Origin of the sequence: Salinivibrio sp. MA427 (assembly GCF_001996115.1) — a bacterium.
Lineage (GTDB): Bacteria > Pseudomonadota > Gammaproteobacteria > Enterobacterales > Vibrionaceae > Salinivibrio > Salinivibrio costicola.
The window spans coordinates 1-18,067 of sequence record NZ_MUFH01000052.1 but is presented as its reverse complement, the minus strand read 5'-3'; the positions used below and the strand labels follow the sequence as shown (position 1 = coordinate 18,067).

At 49.1% G+C, this 18,067-nt stretch carries 13 protein-coding genes; 5 read left to right on the top strand and 8 right to left on the bottom strand.

Annotated elements, in window-relative coordinates; genetic code table 11:
• The coding region (locus tag BZG79_RS05940; RefSeq protein WP_077773952.1) for a PAS domain-containing methyl-accepting chemotaxis protein at nt 1-1,550 on the top strand (1,550 nt) is incomplete at its 5' end.
• A 101-nt stretch (nt 1,551-1,651) separates the two neighbouring features.
• Here BZG79_RS05940 and folE read toward each other — a convergent pair.
• On the bottom strand, nt 1,652-2,308 hold the full coding sequence (gene folE / locus BZG79_RS05935) for a GTP cyclohydrolase I FolE (protein WP_033379171.1): 657 nt from the start codon (nt 2,306-2,308) through the stop codon (nt 1,652-1,654).
• 600 nt (nt 2,309-2,908) lie between these two features.
• Here folE and BZG79_RS05930 point away from each other — a divergent pair.
• The gene (locus BZG79_RS05930) at nt 2,909-3,364 is read left to right on the top strand and encodes an META domain-containing protein (RefSeq protein WP_077773951.1); all 456 of its coding nucleotides are present in this window, start codon (nt 2,909-2,911) and stop codon (nt 3,362-3,364) included.
• On the opposite strand, the gene BZG79_RS05925 is transcribed toward BZG79_RS05930, so the two are convergent.
• Nucleotides 3,292-4,875 (bottom strand): diguanylate cyclase, encoded by a 1,584-nt coding sequence (locus BZG79_RS05925; protein WP_077773950.1) that lies wholly within the window; start codon nt 4,873-4,875, stop codon nt 3,292-3,294. The genes BZG79_RS05930 and BZG79_RS05925 overlap by 73 nt on opposite strands.
• 191 nt (nt 4,876-5,066) lie before the next feature.
• A complete protein-coding gene (locus tag BZG79_RS05920) occupies nt 5,067-5,744 on the bottom strand; it encodes a hypothetical protein (protein WP_077461294.1) in 678 nt (225 codons plus the stop codon).
• A 146-nt stretch (nt 5,745-5,890) separates the two neighbouring features.
• Between BZG79_RS05920 and BZG79_RS05915 the strand changes: the two genes are divergently transcribed.
• Nucleotides 5,891-7,198, top strand: a complete 1,308-nt coding sequence (locus BZG79_RS05915) for a GGDEF domain-containing protein (RefSeq protein WP_158011338.1) — start codon at nt 5,891-5,893, stop codon at nt 7,196-7,198.
• 85 nt (nt 7,199-7,283) lie between these two features.
• Here the strand turns inward: BZG79_RS05915 and BZG79_RS05910 are convergent, their stop codons facing one another.
• The gene (locus tag BZG79_RS05910; RefSeq protein WP_077461293.1) at nt 7,284-8,501 is read right to left on the bottom strand and encodes an MFS transporter; all 1,218 of its coding nucleotides are present in this window, start codon (nt 8,499-8,501) and stop codon (nt 7,284-7,286) included.
• Nucleotides 8,502-8,741: 240 nt separating this feature from the next.
• Here BZG79_RS05910 and BZG79_RS05905 point away from each other — a divergent pair, with 240 nt between their 5' ends.
• The gene (locus BZG79_RS05905; protein ID WP_077773949.1) at nt 8,742-10,919 is read left to right on the top strand and encodes a YgiQ family radical SAM protein; all 2,178 of its coding nucleotides are present in this window, start codon (nt 8,742-8,744) and stop codon (nt 10,917-10,919) included.
• 149 nt (nt 10,920-11,068) lie between these two features.
• Here BZG79_RS05905 and BZG79_RS16360 read toward each other — a convergent pair whose 3' ends face one another.
• From BZG79_RS16360 to BZG79_RS05895, 3 genes are all read right to left on the bottom strand, one after another.
• Nucleotides 11,069-11,224: a hypothetical protein gene (locus BZG79_RS16360; RefSeq protein ID WP_021022780.1), complete on the bottom strand. Its 156-nt coding sequence runs from the start codon at nt 11,222-11,224 to the stop codon at nt 11,069-11,071.
• 68 nt (nt 11,225-11,292) lie between these two features.
• Nucleotides 11,293-14,385 carry an FAD-binding and (Fe-S)-binding domain-containing protein gene (locus BZG79_RS05900; protein ID WP_077576537.1) on the bottom strand — a complete coding sequence of 1,031 codons (3,093 nt, stop codon included), beginning with the start codon at nt 14,383-14,385 and terminating at the stop codon, nt 11,293-11,295.
• 127 nt (nt 14,386-14,512) lie between these two features.
• Nucleotides 14,513-15,994 (bottom strand): phosphatase PAP2 family protein, encoded by a 1,482-nt coding sequence (locus tag BZG79_RS05895; RefSeq protein WP_199877570.1) that lies wholly within the window; start codon nt 15,992-15,994, stop codon nt 14,513-14,515.
• Between the two features lie 48 nt (nt 15,995-16,042).
• Between BZG79_RS05895 and BZG79_RS05890 the strand changes: the two genes are divergently transcribed.
• Complete coding sequence (locus tag BZG79_RS05890) at nt 16,043-17,674, top strand: VRR-NUC domain-containing protein (RefSeq protein WP_077773947.1); 1,632 nt, start codon at nt 16,043-16,045, stop codon at nt 17,672-17,674.
• Nucleotides 17,675-17,718: 44 nt separating this feature from the next.
• On the opposite strand, the gene BZG79_RS05885 is transcribed toward BZG79_RS05890, so the two are convergent.
• The coding region (locus tag BZG79_RS05885) for a PilZ domain-containing protein (RefSeq protein ID WP_199877568.1) at nt 17,719-18,067 on the bottom strand (349 nt) is incomplete at its 5' end.

The window sequence follows — 18,067 nt, the reverse complement described above, 5'->3', positions numbered from 1 at the left end:
GTAATAATGAAGTTGTATTTGGTGACGATGAACGCCTCGTCTCGACCACTGATAAGCGCGGCGTCATTACTTATTGTAATCCGGAATTCATTCGTATTGCGGGTTATGAAGACAATGAGCTGACCGGGGCACCCCATAATATTATTCGTCATGCCGATATGCCGAAAGCGGCGTTCGCGGATATGTGGCGTAACCTTAAGGCCAATCAACCGTGGCGGGGAATTGTCAAAAACCGCTGTAAAAACGGTGATTATTATTGGGTCGATGCGTATGTTACGCCGATTTATGATCGGGGCCAAGTCATGGGCTATCAGTCCGTACGTGTTAAGCCTAATCCCGCCGTGAAGCATCGCGCGGCACAGGTTTACCAAAAGCTCTGTGCGGCAGAAAAAGCAGGGAAATCGCTTAAACACTTTTCGATTGCAGACCTGCCCACAGGTGTAAAACGGGGTTTAATGGCAATCGGTTTAGCCGCCGCGCCCATTTCCCTGATCTTTGATCGCGTGATTTCCGGATGGGATATTGCCGGTGCCATTGCGATGCCATTGATACTGGGGACGATTTTTCGCGATGAGCTTTTTACCCTGCCTACGCTTAGCCGCCGCTTTCAAACGGACTACGACAGTATTAGTCGCTATATTTATTCGGGCACAGGGCTAAGTTCGGTCGTTGATTATAAGGTTAAGCTACTTAATGCCCGAATTCGCACCATTCTGGGTCGTATGCTCGATGCTTCCCTGTCGTTGAACCAGTTTTCGGACGAATTAAGCGCCTTGTCGAAACGCGTCTCCGATGCGATTAACAAGCAAAGCGATCAGATTTCGTCGATTGCTAGCAATATTGACCATGCCTCGGAATCGGCGAATAAGGTATCTGACAATGCGCAACAAAGCGTTGAACTGCTTCAGTCTGTGCAGCAGCAGAGCCAAGAAACTGAATCCTGGTTACAACAGACCGGGGAACAATTAAAAGCGCTTTCCCAGCAATCTGAACACTCGCTCACGGCAACCCAACAGCTATCGGCTACCGCTGAACGCGTGACCGAATCGATGAGTGAAATCAGTGGCATTGCTGAGCAAACCAATTTGCTCGCGTTAAACGCGGCCATTGAAGCAGCACGAGCCGGTGAGCAGGGTCGCGGGTTCGCCGTTGTCGCCGATGAAGTGCGTGCACTTTCCAGCCGCACTCAAAGTGCAACCGAACAAATTCAAGCGTCAATACAAGAGATGCACAACACGATTGCACATTGGCAAACTCAGATCCATGAAAGCCATGAACAAACACAGCAGTGTGTTGATACCACGTCTAACAGTATTTCAAGCTTACATGCTGTTGCGACGGCCATCGAAGATGTGGTGGGAAGAACGAATGAGACGCATCATTCCGCGCAAGCGCAACTAGAGACATTTACTGACATTAGTCGCGACATACATAGCATTGAGTCCGTTTCTCAGCAGAACCTCAATGAAGTAAACGATGTCTCAGAGGCAAGCAGCCAACTTCGCGATAAAGTACGCCAGTTCCATGACATCGCTAGGCAGTTCGAATAATCGCTGAGCGCTTCAAATACTAGCTAAGCAGCGCGAATAAAAGCCAAGCAGTGCAAATAAAAGCCAAGCAGTGCGAATAAAAGCGCCATCTGGCGCTTTTATTATTGGATGCCGTGCAAGAACTCAGCGCGTGTCGCTGCATTTTTCTTAAACTGGCCCCCTAACGCCGTTGTGGTCGTTTCACTGTTCGCGTCCATCACCCCGCGTGATTTGACGCAATAGTGTGTCGCTTCGATACGCACCGCGACATTGTCGGTCTCTAGCAGCGTCTGTAACGCGACTAAAATTTGACGAGTCAACCGCTCCTGGACCTGCGGACGCTGGGCAAAAAATCGTACAATGCGATTAATCTTAGACAAGCCAACCACTTTATTGTCGGGCAGATACGCCACAGTCGCACGACCGTCAATGGTTACAAGGTGATGCTCACAGGTGCTAGTCACAGAAATATCTTTTACCCGAACCATCTCATCACATCCCATTTTATTATCAATCATGGTTACTTTGGGAAACTGTGAGTAATCGAGTCCGGAAAAAATCTCATCGACATACATTTTGGCAATACGCGCTGGTGTTTCTGCCAAACTATCATCGGTAAGATCYAAGTCGATCGACTGCAGAATTTCACGCATGTGAAACTCGATTTTTTCTTTTCGTTCTTCAGAAGACATCTTTGATGCTGTTGTCATTGGGGTTTCGATCCCACGCGCGAGCAGAGCTTCCTGAACTTTTTTTGCAGCATCGCTTAATGCCATGATGGATTCCTTTTTAGGTATGCCTTAAGCCGTTCTTTTACTTACACACTGTAGTCACTATCAGATCAGTGTTGTCATTAAATAGAAGCATAACGTTAATATGCCAAAAATACACCTCGCGGAGACTGTGGATTTATCCGCTGGCGTCGGATTGCCTAATCTCAGCAGTTCATTTTTGTCAAGCATCGTGAACATCCATTCGATTTACCTTACGCCAGATGCAAACTTGCTTAAGATCACACCCCTTTCTCTATCTCAAACACCATCATATCAATGAAATCAAACTGTCATTTTTGTTTGATATCGTTTGCAGATTGTATCGTATCGTTGACGCATTCGAATCACAGTCGAAAGTTGATATCCAAATCGACCGCAGCACTCTCCTGCTTAGCAATTATGCTGGCAAAAGACACCTCCCTAGTGAGGTTATTTCAATAATAATAAACACGCGATGGTATATCTTGTCCCCTCTACCGGGGACTTTTTTTATCCCCCACCAAAAAAGATATTATCTTGACATAAAGCCAATTTTTTATTGGCATATTTGTTATTAAGTTAACTACGCTTGAATTAACACCCACCGTTAGTGACTAAGGAGTCATTATGAAGAGACACGTATTGATGGCGGTCATGCTTGCTGCTGGCGTCACCGCCTGTAGCAGTAGCAATGATGCGAACAATGCTAAAAACGAGGTCACAACCTCTGGCGTTGCTCAGCAATGGCAACTGACCATGATTGATCAACAGGCTATCAGTGCGGAAGGATCCCCAACGTTAAACGTCAATAAGGATATGGAAGTCAACGGCTATACCGGCTGTAACCGTTACTTTGGTAAGGCGGAACTCGACAATAATCGCTTCAAGATTGATCGTATGGCCAGTACGAGAATGGCTTGCGCGGAAAACTCAATGGCGTTAGAACAAACCATGAGCCAAGTGTTGGGTCAATGGAGCGACGCTAGCGGTACTTGTTACCGCTCGCTTTTTCACGACACCACCATCCAATGCCAACCTTTATCGACATCAGCTTTCGCTCGCGTCAAGCCTATTTCGCCATAAGCGCATAGTCTTGAAGCCGTCATTTCTTTTTGCTCAGTCACGGTGACGCCGCCGACAAACACAGCAACCCGACTCTCCGGTTCGTCCTCAAAAGGTATCTGAAGCCGTTTAACCGCGGTGACGCATTCTTCACCTAATCGCGAGGCCCCCTCAGTGCGAGGCAATATCGCAATAAATTGACTTCCCGTGTAACGACAGACGAGATCGCCTGGTCGTTTAAGCATCTCATCAATGGCTTGTGCCACTTGGCGGATCAACTGATCACCCGCAACCCGACCGTATTGGCTGTTGTAATTAGATAGGTGCTGGATTTCGACCAGCATTAAGCTCAGGGGTGTTTCATCACGGACCGCGCGCTGGATTTCGCGCTCTAATGCTTGTTCAAATTGGGTTCGGTTATATAACCCCGTCAACCCATCACATTTGGTCATTGATTCTAATCGGCTATTCGCATCTTTGAGCGCATGTGTTTTTTGCTCGACTTGGACTTGAACACTGTACGCCCGTGCCTGCAGGCGATAGAGCAGATAACAAATCACAAAAAAGATGCCACTACCGATCAAAAACGTCCACATTGGCACCCAGCTTTGTCTTTGTTGCATGTAACGGACTGTGGGATAGCCCACCAACTCCCACTCTCGTCCGGCAAATAAAATGGGTTCAGCGGGCTGTTGTGCCAGCGAATCCTTCATTTGTGCCAGTTCAACACGATGGGTATGCAACACTTGGCGATGATTAGGATCGGTGGTATCAATTAGGGTGTAATTGATACCGTCATTGATCACGGTTTTTATCGCAAGATTGACCAGGGTTTCTACATCGATCACTGCCACTAAAAATCCACGCAAATCCTGGGTATCATCCCCTGCTAGTTGTTCGGGATCGACGAGGATCGGCATAATGAGTAAAAAGCCACGCACATCACCATACGCCCGTTCAATGGTAGTGGCAGGCGTAGCCACTGGCACACCAGTATTAAAGCTGGTTTTAAGTGCCTGGCGTGTGATGGGTGTTGAGCCCAAATCATAACCCATCACAGCGTCTGATTGATTGTTACCTGAGGTAAATCTAAGGGGAAAATACATATCACGGCGAGAGGCGGGTACCAACTGGCTCTGATCGTTGAGTTCAACAATAWTGAAGCTTGTTCGATCAGGCTGAGCCGCTGTCATACCTTGTGTGTAATGCCGGCGTTGATGATGCATGACAATATCGGCCCACTCGATCGATTTGAAACTAGGATGACGCTTTAATACCCCAGAGGTTAGAGGCTGAAAATTGCGGGCGTTTAAGCGATGCCCAGCATCGAAGTGATTCTTAACCGCATAAAGCAGCTCAAGACCCAGGTTGACCTCGCGCGCCAGCGCCATTGCCGCATTATTAACATCCTTGTGCAGCTCTTTACGAATGGCTTCTTGCTCTTTTTGATAGAGTAGATGCGCCGTGAATGCCGCAAACCCTACGCCAATAAGCGCCGTTATGATGATGATACTCCATGCACGCCGAGGCATTATTACTATCCTTACCCTATATTACCTACGCAATAAATATGTTAGCTGCGCGATAAATATGCTAGCTGCGCGATAAACATGTTACCTACGCGATAAACGAGGGGGCGTTATAACCCACTTATCTTGTAAGCGTAGTGGGCAAGACTATAAACGATCAATTTTTTAACACTATCTTGGCATGCAGGCTACATTTACCCCATGACAACTGAGTTGAGACAAGTAACGGCTGCAAACATAAACAAGACACCTGCATTTATACGCCACAATGTGGGCTTAATTCGCTTTATTAAGTGCCAAATTTGCGCAGCGAGAGCCAACAAGCCAAACCCAGCCCCGGCAACAAACGCATTAATCTGGCTAGGTGCGATATCTGAATGACTTAACGCCGCCACGCTTGCGACAAACACCATCAGTCCCATAAACGCCATCACACTTGCCAGTGGTAATAACGTGTCAAAAGCCTGCAAACGTGAACGCGCACGCACTAATAGACCATGCCCCAAGCTTGCACCAAGTAACACCAGCTGTAATACCCCGGCGACAACCAGTAGCCCACCCTCAGCCATCAGTATGGTAATCCATGTAACAACGCCCAATAAATTTGCGACATACAACAAAGGAATGGGACCTGACCGACGTGTTTTGCCCGTTTTTGATCGAAACGCAAATATCCCTAACGTTAAGAAGGGTAAGATGGCGAAAAAACTAGATGGAACCAAGATCAACCAAGCAAAAGTCGGCACCCAAAAAGCATGATGAAAACGCCCTCGCTGGCCGGGGCAAATATCGCCCTTCAAAAGGGCTAACGACAACACGAGTTGTGCCCCCAAAACAGCAGACACGATCGCGGGAACAAGTAACACGTACATAACAAAAATTACCTTACATAAAGCATTAAAAAAGAGTCAACTATTGAACTGATTACATTAAAAAGCGCCATCGATCACATTGAATGCACGAAACAGACTCAAAACCGCCAATAAACTGGCATGTTTGTACACTTATACCAACCTTTATGACAGATAAAAACAACATGACCGCACGACGCGATAATAACAAAGTGGCGCGAGCAGCGGGAACCTTTGCACAAACGGAAAGGACAATGGGTGCAATGATGAGTGAGACCTTAGGGCACATTATTTATAAGCTCCAAATATCATTTTTTGAACTTTGGAGTGCAAAAAAACACGCCAACAGTTTTAATAACACGCGTAGTACCTATCTGCGCAGTCGCTTATGTGTACTGTGTTACGTTTGGGCTGGGCTCACGATCGCTTGGTCTGTCGCTGATTTTCTATTCCTATCGGACACTACCGCCGCCGCCCAACTCTCATTGCAACGCTTGCTATTAGGTGGGATGCTGATAACGATTGGTTACGCAGTGAGTCGAGCTAACAATCTAAAATCGGCTAAACTCGGTCTCGTCGCGATGGTGATTGCCACCAACGCCTTTTATTTCTCTGCCAGCCACACCCTTCATTTCCCTACGGAGAACACCGCGTTTTCCTATAGCTACACGCTATTGCCGATCATTCAGATAGTCATGCTCACTATCTTTCCGCTCACCATGCGCGAAAGTTTATCGTTAATGACAATTACTTTAGCTTGCCATCTCTGGGTGGATTCGTTCGGTGGCACCATGACCAGTCCCGACAATATTGCCTCATACTGGTTACAGACAGTGATTGCCTTCATGGTGGTCTGGTCACAGCTTTCGCAATTACATATGATTTTGCGCCTTTATCGCCAGGCGACACTCGATCCGCTCACCGGGATCTATAATCGCCGAATGCTGCTTCAACTGGCAATGCGCGCACTCGCCGTGAGCGAGGAACGACATTCTCCCTTTTCTGTGTTGTTGCTTGATTTGGATAAATTTAAACGCATTAATGACAAATGGGGCCATTACGCTGGCGACGTTGTTTTACAGTCGTTTACACGTACAGTGCAAGAGCGACTAAGAAAATCTGACATCTTTGGTCGTTTTGGTGGCGAAGAGTTTATCGTATTCTTACCTAAATGCAGTGGTGAGGTCACGGCACAAATCGCTAACCGATTACTCGAAGAAGTCGAAAGTATGGATGTGCCAATTGATGAAAGCCGAACGCCGCTCAAGGTGACCGCGTCGATTGGTATCTCCACCTTTCAACCCGGTGACACACTCTCATCATTGATTGAACGAGCGGACAGTGCGCTTTACCAAGCCAAAGCCGAAGGACGAAATTGTGTCCGTGCCTACCAACCGGGTCATCAAACCAGTGTTGATGCACGAAATTCAGTGAGCCGCGACAACATTGATATGCCGACCGAAGCATCACTTTAAATCAGCCGCACGGTGAGTCGACGGCGTTCATGCCATAAGCCCATCGTACGGCAAGCTCATGGCTCAGTATGATACGAGGCCGTGCTCATGGGGCCGCCGTTTGCTGGTGTATTTTGCGAGCGCGGCTTCGACTCACCACCCGGGATAACCCAAACACCAAACCTAATAAAACCAGTCCCAACGCTAATGCGGCAATGACCACGCCGAACCATGCATAATGCTGCCAAGCCGCGATGAGATAAAAGCCGCCAAGACTGCCACCGACATAATAATGTACCAAATACAAAGCCGTTGCGGTTGCTTTGCCTTGTGCAGCTTGGCGGCTCACCCACCCATAAGCTAAAGAGTGAGTGAAAAAAGCCCCACCGCTAACCACCAACAACCCAATAACTATCCAAGGTATATCATGACTTAATGTCACTAATACGCCTAGCATCGCCACCAAGGTGCCAAAGGCCATGCCTCTGATTGCACCATACTTGAGCACCCACCGGCCACTGAGCCGTGATGTCACCGTACCGGCGAGATAACAAACAAATACCGATGACACCAAGCTTACCGGTAACTGATAAGGAGGCGCTACAAGTCGAAAGGCGGTGACCGAAAATAAATTAACAAACAATGCAAAGTTTACCCCACCAATAAGCATGGCTATCCACAAACTTGGCGTACGTAAATGCGACAAGACCCCACGTGAATGGGTGAGCAACGATGTTCTACCTGGGGAGAAATAGCGTTGACGAGGCAGCAATTTTGTCACGATCATCACTCCCGCCAGTGTGAAGGCCGCCATGGCGAGGACCGCACCATGCCAGCCCCACCAATCGGTCATTATGCCACCAGCAACGCGACCAGAAATGCCACCCAGTGAATTAGCACTGATGTAACTGCCCACGGCGATCGCTAACGCCTTGGGAGAAAACTCTTCGGCCATGTAAGCGACCGCCACCGCCGCGAATCCACCAAGAGACAAGCCCATCAACGCGCGCAGCAGAACAATCATCCAAAATGATGAGGTACTCGCCATCGCAAGCCCAACAAGCGGCAGCATCCATAAGCTGGTCAGCATCACAGGCCGACGCCCAATACGTTCAGAGAGCACCGCCCAAGGCACTAAGGAAAAGGATAACCCTAGCGTTGCCGCCGCAAGCAACCAGTTCGCACGCGTTTCACTGATCCCATCACTGGCTGCAAACACAGGCAACATCGGTTGGAACAAGTAAAGGTTACAAAAAATCAGAAAAGAGCCGAACGCAAGTGCAAATGCCGTCAGCCGATAACGTGATGAGCCAAGCTCAATCATGASAACCTCACCGTTTAGTCAGATGACCCTATACTAGCAACGGCAATGTGCGTAATAAAATAGATTCACGTTAAGTTAGTTTCATTGTCAGCTATTAGTGCGTCACAATGCCGAACATCACATATTGCCCCTATACTCTATGCAGGAATATCGCTAAAATCGCCGGCCAATTAATCGCCCGCTTTGGCGCATGACTGCAAATCATTTGCTCACACGCGCGGCAGACCAAGAGACAAAGACGTGACACCGACTGCTATATACGACTATACCCCCTACTGGGCCGCTTGCTTCGGGCCTGCGCCTTTTTTGCCAACCAGCCGAGAAGAGATGGATATTCTTGGTTGGGACAGCTGTGACATCATCATTGTCACGGGCGATGCCTATGTCGATCACCCCAGTTTTGGTATGGCCGTGATTGGACGCACCTTAGAAGCACAAGGCTTTCGAGTCGGGATCATTTCGCAACCCAATTGGCAAACTAAAGAAGACTTTATGGCACTCGGTGAGCCTAACCTGTTTTTTGGTGTCACCGCGGGTAACATGGACTCGATGATCAATCGCTACACAGCGGATCGTAAACTGCGCCATGATGATGCTTACACCCCGAATAATGAGGGGGGTAAAAGACCTGATCGTGCTGTCTTGGTGTATTCTCAACGTTGTCGAGAAGCTTACAAACAAACACCCATCGTGCTCGGAGGCATTGAAGCAAGTTTACGCCGCCTGGCTCACTACGATTATTGGTCAGACAAAGTTCGTCGCTCTGTGTTGTGTGATGCAAAAGCCGATATCTTATTATTTGGTAACGCGGAACGTGCATTGATTGACGTTGCACACCGCTTGTCACGCGGAGATTCATTGGCCAATATGACGCGTATCGCGGGCACAGCCGTAATGATGAAGTCACCGCCTGAGGGAATGGCAGAAGTAGACTCAACCCGCATCGATAAGCCGGGTAAAGCAATGACGATGCCTAACCCTTATGCCACTGAGACCCAGTGCGAGACCAGCAAAAAAACGGAACCTGACGCGGCGAAACCGATTAGTATTCGCCCTTCTCGCCACGATGCCAAAAACACCTTTGTTCGCTTACCCTCGTTTGAAAAACTCAAAAACGACCGGATTTTATATGCGCATGCCAGTCGAGTGATGCATTTAGAGGCGAATCCCTACTCTGCACGTGCGCTCGCGCAACAGCATGGTGACCAACTGCTTTGGATTAATCCCCCTCCGGTGCCGCTGACCACAGAAGAAATGGATTACGTTTTTGGCTTACCTTACGCCCGCGTGCCGCATCCGCAATACGGCCAAGCTAAGATCCCGGCTTACGATATGATTAAAACGTCGGTGAATATCATGCGCGGCTGTTTTGGTGGCTGTTCGTTCTGTTCAATTACCGAGCATGAAGGCCGGATTATTCAAAATCGCTCGCAAGCGTCGATCATTGAAGAGCTTAATGATATCCGCGATAAAGTGCCCGGCTTTACAGGCACCATTTCAGATTTAGGTGGACCGACAGCCAACATGTATCGCTTAGGCTGTGCCGATCCGAAAGCTGAGCGAAACTGTCGTCGCCCGTCCTGCGTTTTCCCAAAAATTTGTGACAAGCTCAATACCGATCACCGTCATACCATCGACCTCTATCGTAAAGCCCGTCAAGTCGAAGGGATTAAGAAGGTGCTGATCGCATCAGGCGTACGTTACGACCTCGCGATCGAATCTCCAGAATATGTCAAAGAGCTGGTCACGCATCATGTCGGTGGATACCTCAAAATCGCGCCCGAGCACACCGAGAAAAACACCCTCGATCTGATGATGAAGCCTGGCATGGGGGCGTACGATCGATTTAAAGCCTTGTTTGAGAAATACAGTAAAGAAGCGGGGAAAAAGCAGTATTTAATTCCCTACTTTATTGCCGCTCATCCTGGCTGTACCGACGAGGATATGGTGCATCTGGCGTGCTGGTTGAAAGAGAATGACTTTGAGTGCGACCAAGTGCAAAACTTTTACCCATCGCCAATGTGTAACGCCACAGCGATGTATCACTCAGAGACCAATCCACTCAAAAAGGTACGTTATAAAAAACGCGAAGCACTGACCGTCGCCAAAGGAGAGCGCCAACGTCGCTTACATAAAGCCTTATTGCGTTATCACGATCCGGCGAACTGGCCACTGATCCGTGAGGCGTTGGTCTCGATGGGTAAAAAACATTTAATTGGTAACGGCCCGAAATGCTTAGTCCCCACAGAAGATGGCGTAGCGACAACAGGTCGCCAGCGTCGCTCAGGGCGTCACGGCACTCAGCGCTTTGCCACTAAGCATCCAAAGCAGCCCGATATCCGCCAGCCTAACAGGCACAAACCGAAGACACATAAACAAGCGGGTTCCAACGCCAAGCGTCGAGATAAACGGACTTAAGATTTGTAGTCAAACGTCACTATACGGCTCAAGGCTCAAGGACAAAAGACAAAGAACAGAAAATAGAAAGCAAAACGCCCCAACAATGGGGCGTTTACGATAACGTGTCGGCGTTAGGCCAATATAAGCGATGGTGATTACGGCCTTGGCTAACGGATAAGCTCCATAACGATGACGCCCAATGCCAGCACGCATGCAATGGCCCCAATGACCCAAGCAATTTTTTTCTGCGTGCTCTCTTCCAAGTATTGCGCAGCGGTAATACCGAGTAAAACTAGCAAGATAATAACAACTGTTTTAAGCATTTGTTTGCCTTAGCTTTTAGCTCTTTATTTTACTGTACGCGAAATAACCACAGGTGCAATCCTTTAATTTATACGTTGCCAGAGCACGCAAGATCAGTGCGCGTATGCGCAAGTCGCAATAATACCTGCAGTGGATGCAACAGCGGTGTCTCACTAAATCGCTTCACTTGGCTACGGCACGAATACCCAGTTGCGACAACCCGCTCTTTGGGTAAGTCAGCCAGTTTAGGTGACCAACTTAAATCATAGATGGCTTCTGAGGTATCGCGCTTATCGGCTTCATGGCCATAGGTACCCGCCATGCCACAGCATCCTACAGAGACGGGTTTAAGCTCTGCGCCAAAATGGGCGAATAAATCAACCCACTGTTGCTCTGCATGAGGTAACTGCGTTTTTTCTGTGCAATGACCAAATAAGTACCAAGGCTCGGACGTATGCTCAGCCTTTGCTGGTAGGCTAGGCACCACATTCGTTAACCACTCATGGCTCAGTAGGACGTTAAAATCACCACGATAACGGCCCAGCGCCTCTTGATATTCATCGCGGTAACACAGCACTAAAGCAGGATCGACACCCACCATCGGAATATTCAGCGCCGCTAGCTGATTTAAAAAGCCAGCGGTATTACGCGCGGTTTGGGCAAAACGTCGTAGAAAACCTTTTACGTGTTGTGCTTTACCGTTGGGCTTAAAGGGAATCAGCATCGGCACTTTTCCCAGTCGACGGACCAACTTGATCAAGTCGTGAATCAGTGGCGCTTCATAAAAACTGGTAAACGGGTCTTGCACGATCAACACATAGTTTTCACGCTCTTGCGTGGACAAGGCTTGTAGCCACTCGAGATCAAATTTGAGGGCATGATCGCCTGCCAATGCCTGGGCCAATGTCGGCACCGATAAAGCGGGTGTATCGGTGTAACCAATGAGTTTGGCTGTTAACCCTTGTGCCCACTGGGGTTGGGTTGCGGCATTGACTAACCTAGGCGCTTTAGCCATTAATGGCAGCAAGCTTTCAATATTTGCGACCAGATGATCTTTAATCGGACGCGGATAACGGCTGTAGTACAACTGCATAAACCGGGAACGAAAGCTGGGGACATCGACTTTAATCGGACACTGACTGGCGCACGCTTTACACGCCAGGCAGCCACTCATCGCTTCCATAACCTCATGGCTAAAGTCATCCGCCTCTTTTTGGCGGGTAAAGTAACGCCCGAATTTCGCCATCATTTCACGGACTGAGGGAGATTGCGTCATGAGTGCTTGCTCGACATCCAACGGATCAACGCCCTGCTCCGCGAGCAAACGTAACCACTCGCGCACAATCCCTGCCCGGCCTTTAGGTGAGTGTCGACGGTCATAACTGACTTTCATCGACGGACACATGGGTGACGACGTATCATAGTTAAAGCACAACCCGTTGCCATTGCATTCCATCGCGCCTTTAAAGCTATCTCTGACCTCAACCGGGATCTGGCGGTCATAAAAACCGCGCTTGGTATCATCGACCTGCACCAAAGCATCGTCGCTGTGAATCGGGGTACAAATTTTTCCAGGATTCATCCGGTTTTGCGGATCAAAAGCCGCTTTTACCCGACGCAATTGCCTGAACAGGGTCTCACCAAAAAAGGCAGGACCGTACTCAGAGCGATAGCCTTTACCATGTTCGCCCCACATCAATCCGCCGTATTTCGCCACCAGTGCTACGACCTGATCAGAAATGGTCTTCATCACCCGCTCTTGTTCTGGATCGCACAAGTCAAGCGCGGGGCGCACATGCAATACCCCAGCATCGACATGGCCAAACATGCCATAGTGCAGATGATGGCTATCGAGTAATGCGCGGAACTCACTGATAAAGTCCGCCAAGTTTTCTGGTGGCACACAGGTGTCTTCGGTGAAGGCAACAGGTTTGGCCTTGCCTTTCGTCGCGCCCAGTAATCCAACCGATTTTTTGCGCATGGCATAGATTTTATTGATCGACGCCAGATCACGGCAGATCTGATAACCAATCACGCCTTTTTGCTGTTTCGCTATCAAGCGATCGAGTTGCTCACACAGGGTCGTAATTTGTGCCTCAATGTCGTCGGCATCATTGCCAGCAAACTCGACCATATTAATGCCGTGCATGACCTTACCCGGCACATCCTCCAGCAGATCACTGACGGTATGCCACACAATATCATTACGCGCTAAATCAAGGACTTTAGCATCAATGGTTTCAACTGAAAGCGCCTTGGCTTCTACCATCATGGGCGCATTACGCAACGCTGAATCGAAGCTGTCATATTTGATGTTCACCAAGGTGCGTACACTTGGAATGGGCGTAATATTGAGCTTGGCTTCGGCGATGAAAGCTAAAGACCCCTCGGCGCCACAGAGCACACGGCCAATATCGAATTCCGTTACTGTTTGATCGTAAACATGTTTAAGATCATACCCAGTCAAAAATCGGTTGAGTGGCGGAAAGGTGTCAGTGATCAGATCACGATGTTCGCGACATACGGACGACACGGTTTCCAGGGCACGTCCGGCTAAATCACCTCGCGCCATCGCTTGCTTGAGCGGCTCCGGCTTAAGCGGTTGGGTCTCCAACACACTGCCATCAATCAATACAGCTTTTAAGCCCAGCACATGATCCGACGTTTTGCCGTAACGTAACGACCCCTGCCCCGATGCATCGGTATTGATCATCCCACCGATCGTGGCGCGATTACTGGTCGATAAATCCGGCGAGAAAAAGTAGCCATACGGACGCAATACATCATTGAGCTGATCTTTAATCACCCCAGCTTGAACACGCACCCACCCTTGTTCAGGGTTGACCTCTAAAACCTGGTTCATATGACGGGAGATATCCACCACCACATGTTGGGTCAGTGACTGACCATTAGTTCCTGTGCCGCCGCCGCGTGGCGAAAACTTAATGTCACTGAAAGGTGGGGCTTGAACGGTCTCACCAATGATGCGCAGATCATCAACCGACGACGGGAAAAGAACGGCTTGAGGCAGTGCTTGGTACACACTGTTATCCGTCGCTACCGCCAGACGGCTTGCGTAGGTCGATTCGATATCGCCCTGAAAACCCGCGTCTTGCAAAGCGGTAAGAAAATCAACGACGGCGGACGACAAGCCCGCCTGTGGGTGTATTGCCGGTATCATTGCGGTTCCTGTGCGAGTATCACCATGCCTGGTGCAATTTTAGTTATGCGCCTACTTTACCTTAACTCTTGGCACAGCCAAAGCGATCACAGGGTAAATCCTTCGCGAGTCAATCCTTAAATCCTCATCACCATTCCCGCCAACCGAGCCTAGTGCTTGACCATCTCGCAAGCTCTGGGCTCGCAATCAAAATCCAAGGCCCTAAACTCCACGCTGCCATGGATACAACGATCAAGACAATCCAACTCATTCCCGTCACCTGCACCACGCCCCAAGCGGCCAGAAGCAGCCCAGCGACCCCCAAGAAAATCCAGGCCAAGGTCAATAGTTTTCCCATCATGCTCGCGGCCGGTTTATGACTGGGGAAAAGCTTGTGCCAGACCTGACCGGTATATATCCCAGCGCTTAATGCGGCTAAGTAGAGCAGATCGGGTAACTTTAATGCTAACGCCAATAATGCTAACAACACACAGACCAATAGCCACAGCCGGCCGGTGGTCAGTAGCGGCCGATCTTTCCCTATGGTCACTGCATCTATTTTCACGGTTATCCAGGCTAGGCTGCTTCCCACTAAGGCGCCAATCACCACATCACTAGCAAAGTGAACGCCCAAATACATGCGGTTGAGCCCCATCAAAATCATCACCGCCAAAGCAAGCACTAACGACCCATATGCCTGTCCATGCGTATCACGACGCTTTAGGTACCAGGCGGTGACAACGGCTGCCGCTAATAAGGTGTGACCGCTTGGCACCGTAAAGCCACTTGCCTTACCGATTTGCAAGTCAGGCCATAGGTAAAACGGTCTTGGCATCGCAAATCCTGTTTTTAACGTGATAGAGACAGTCGCCGCACTGATCAAAAGAAAAAGCAGCGACAGCGCCGATTTATGGCCACGAAAAATAAGAAATAGTGGTACCAAGGCAACGTAAAATGCAATTTCTCCTAAGATGTTGATCAGTCTGAATAAGTATTTAGTCATCGCGCTCGCGACATCGCCCAAGTGCGCGACCACCGTTTGTAGGCCAGAGACGAGGCCATACTGACTTACGTAAAAGGCAGGCGCTAGGGCACTAAAATCCGCTAAAGCAGCGACATCACTGCTAGGCGTTTTTGCCGCCAGAGACCATAGCAACTCACCGCGATCTTTAAATCGATAGCGATAGTCGCCTGCCTGTGCAGGCGGTATTAACAAGGCTTTATCGATTTCAGATCCAAAGTGCAGCGCCTGCCAAACCGGCAACACGCCTGTGCCATTGGCGTTCGAGACAACCGGTAGCGGCGTTTGGCTTTGGCAAGCAAACAATACCCCACGTTTATCTTTGTGAGCGACCTTCCCCACATTGACGTGAAGAGCCGTTTCTTCAAACACTTCGCGCGCCAGGGCTCGGGTCGGTGATTCAGCCAAATTCACTCGTCCACCGGGTAAACCATATCGCCCGGTGACTCTATCTTTTATCAACAGTAGTCGCCCAGCAGGATCGGTAATCACACAGGCGACCCCTGCGATCCCTTGCTCCGTTGAAAACGTATCGTCACCCTGTGCTAAGGCATAACTCGACACCCACCAACTAAATACTGACAATAGTACAGCGATACTCCGTTTCATTCGGCGGCTCCTGAATGCACCTGTCCTGATAAAAGATAAGGAAAAAGAATGACACAGCCAGACCCTCTCAGTCCCTATTATTACCATCATAACTTTCAAAGCTTGATCGGTTTAGTGTCTGAACGTGACTGGGATCTGCTCACAGGCAAAGAACGGACTTGGCTTACCTGCTTTCAACAGCTTAGCTTCAAAGCCCAATGTTTGCTGGTCCGTTTATTGATGCGCCGCCATGATTACTTCTTAGCCGACAAACTGATCTATCCCGAGCTCGGAGACACCAGGCCACTGCTCCACAACTTGGCCGATAACGGATTTGTCAGCATCACCGATACTGCTCCCGCTGACGTCTTATTTAACCTACTGAGTAAGGCGCAATTGATCGATGCGTTTCCAGCGGTGGCCTTAGCGAAAAGTGCGAGTAAGACACAGTGGCAAACAGCGATCACTGACACCTATGACGATCCGCTCATCAGTCCCTACGCGCTAGTCGTCTGCCACCAACCGGACCTACTCCCCGTCTTGTTGTTATTGTATTTTGGTAATTCACGCCAAGATTTGAGCCAATTTGTCGTCGCCGAGCTCGGTATTCAGCAATTTGAATCGTATCCTGTGAGTCAGTCTGAGCGTTTGTTTCAACACCGCCAACACATTGATGATTGGCTGCACTTGTCTGCGCTTACCGACACGGTTTGGCAAGCAAAGAAAGCCAAGCGTCCAGCGTTGATTCTTGCGCTACAATCACGCCTTCCTCAGCCGTTTGAGTGGCCGCCACTTGAGCGCAAACGGCAACGGTTAGTTAATCGTATTGCACGTGAGTTTGAGCGCCACGATGACTTCCCTTGTGCCACATTGCTTTACCAAACCACCACGCAACCGCCAAGCCGGGAGCGACAAGCTCGCATGTTGATTAAACAAGGTTATATTGATGACGCATCACGCATCATTGCGGCCATGCTCGACGCGCCTCACGATGAGGAAGAATATGACGTCGCCTGTCGTATCGCCAAACAAAAGCCCCTCAGAGAGCATGCCCGTTTGGTGCCGACAAACTCAGTCAATCCTGCCATTGTGGATAGTGAGACATTGACACTCCCCCTTGAACATCGGGTGGAATGGGACGTTGCGGCGTATTATCGATGCCGAGGCTGGCAAGTATGGTATAGCGAAAACAGTTTGCTGAATGCGCTGTTCGGACTCTTTTTTTGGGACATTCTGTTTTTACCCATCAGTGGCGCCTTTGTGAATCCATTTCAACGTGGCCCGCGCGACCTGTATAGCGACGACTTTGTCACCAAAAGACAGCCCCAAATTCATGCGCGCTTAGCAAACATTGATCAAGCACGCGATTGGATAGCACGACACTATCAACAAAAACAGGGGCTCAGTAATGATTGGGTCAACTGGTCTGTGATTGAATGGCCGCTGCTTGACGCCGCCTTACACGCCCTCAGCGACACACAGCTCAGCGCGTGTTTTAAGCGCATTTTGTTCGATCGACGCCATAATCGACGCGGTCACCCCGATTTGTTTATGTATCGAGGCGATGCCTACCAATGGGTGGAAGTGAAAGGCCCAGGAGATGTGTTGCAGCCTCATCAAAGCCGCTGGCTTCAGTTTTTTCACCAGAATGGCATTTGTGCCAAAGTCGTCTATGTCACTTCAGCTACGTCAAACAGCTAGTCAGGTCTAATCGTCAATAGAAACGACCAATGTATGTGACGTTGTCACTTAGCGTCTTCAGTATGAGGATTAAAGATGTAGTGCGAGCCATCGTAAACAAGTCGTTTAATCAAGGCTTCGCAGTGTTTAAGGCCACCGCGGTCAAACGATACGCCGTAGCGTTGCATTCCCCATTTTTGCTGACGGTTTTCCACTTGCCCGCTTAATACAAAGCAATCGTCGCTATCGGGCGCTTGGATTTGTATCGCGATTTGATGGTGCTTTTCAAAAACGGGCGCTATAGCATCAAAACTAAACCCACAGCCACCTGCAGAAATATCGGTAAGATTGACCGACAAACGACGACTACCTAGAGGAACTTCACCTTTCACATTTAATTCATAACGATTATCT